The organism is Aeromonas sp. QDB18 (genome assembly GCF_027705325.1).
In the GTDB taxonomy this organism is placed as follows: domain Bacteria; phylum Pseudomonadota; class Gammaproteobacteria; order Enterobacterales; family Aeromonadaceae; genus Aeromonas; species Aeromonas caviae.
This window is the reverse complement of record NZ_JAPDBQ010000287.1, coordinates 1-1,301: the sequence shown is the minus strand read 5'-3', so window position 1 is coordinate 1,301 and position 1,301 is coordinate 1. Positions and strand designations below refer to the sequence as shown.

General features: G+C 47.0%; 2 protein-coding genes. Both read right to left on the bottom strand.

Going from position 1 to position 1,301, the window contains the following annotated elements:
* Positions 1-180 precede the first annotated feature (180 nt).
* The gene (locus OKC30_RS20895; RefSeq protein WP_010673971.1) at positions 181-585 is read right to left on the bottom strand and encodes an H-NS family histone-like protein; all 405 of its coding nucleotides are present in this window, start codon (positions 583-585) and stop codon (positions 181-183) included.
* Positions 586-939: 354 nt separating this feature from the next.
* Entirely contained in the window at positions 940-1,212 is a 273-nt protein-coding gene (locus OKC30_RS21595; RefSeq protein ID WP_335812966.1) for an H-NS family histone-like protein, read from the bottom strand.
* Between the last annotated feature and the right edge of the window lie 89 nt (positions 1,213-1,301).

Below are 1,301 nucleotides of genomic sequence, written 5' to 3'. Positions count from 1 at the left end.
AATATCTGGAAACGGTACTCAATGCGGGTCTCAAAAAACTGGGTGAAATTTAACAAAATGTTCACGCTCTCACCCTGGTTCAGCACTGACGTGGTTGCCATCGTCAAATGTCAGCTGAGCTAAGTTTCAATAACTCAACAACGCAATAGAAAAAGGACTGGTTAGCCAGTCCTTTTGACATCAAATCAGGAATTCTTCCAACTGCCTGCCTTGCTCCAGCATGGCGGCCAACGCTTTAGGAGTGCGTCCCTGGCCGGTCCAGGTGCGCTCTTCACCATTTGCCATATAACGATACTTCGGCGGACGCGGAGCACGTTTCGTGCCATCACGTTGAGCTTTCCCGGCTGGAACGCCCTGTACGAGCTCAGTAGGGTCAATGCCAGCATCAGCCAGCATTGCTTGGAATTCGGCCAGCTTGGCCAAACGCTCGGCATCGGCTGCGCGGGTCTTTTCTATCTCAGCAACCCGCTCGTTATAAATCGAGGAGAACTTCTCATTCGCTTCTTGCAACTGTTCAAAGGAGAGCTCACGCAATGCAGCCCGCAAGCTACGGATATTCAGCAACACTTTCAGAAATTCAGTCATGATTAAGATCTCTCAATAAGGGGCACACCGTCAGCCACATGGATAGCTACTGACTCTGGTGATATAGGTCTTTCAATCTGGATCGTTCTGGTGACTGGTCTGAATAGTGAACAGCACGATTCAGGTAGTAATAACAGTGTTGAATTTTACGCTATTACACCTCATCGATGCAAATGCCATTAATTATCGTTTTAGCATTCTGTCGTCATCAGTGTCCATTTGAATTTGTTGTATTTATACGCAACACATAAAAACGAGGGGACCAACCCCCTCGCTATGCTTAACAGCCTAATCATCCCAATTAATGCTACTAGAATGTTCATACAGAAGCAGCCGCTATTTATACTACCCCAGTTACCGGCTTCGCTTAGACGAGCTTACAGGGCCTCTCGTGAATGCTAACAGCTCTTCAGGAGTAATACGCTCTAAAGCGAGCAATTTTTTAATGTCAGCTATCACCTGCCGTCGCTCATCCTCTTTTACTCTCGCAGCCTCCTCCTCCTCAATGCGCTCCAGCGCTATCGCCTCGATTTCCACATTCAGTGCTAACAAATCCTCCGAAGACAAACCCTTTAATGTCGATCGTAATGATCGGGTATCTGTATACACACTTGATACAAGTTTCATTCGCCCCCCTAAGGAAGGTGCGAACAAGTCCCTGATATGAGATCATGTTTGTCATCTGGAGCCATGAAAAAGGGTTCATCATGAGTCAT

What these genes read in the sequence shown, in the direction of transcription:
- OKC30_RS20895 (WP_010673971.1), bottom strand. Translation starts at nt 585, where the DNA reads ATGACTGAATTTCTGAAAGTGTTGCTGAATATCCGTAGCTTGCGGGCT.
- OKC30_RS21595 (WP_335812966.1), bottom strand. Translation starts at nt 1,212, where the DNA reads ATGAAACTTGTATCAAGTGTGTATACAGATACCCGATCATTACGATCG.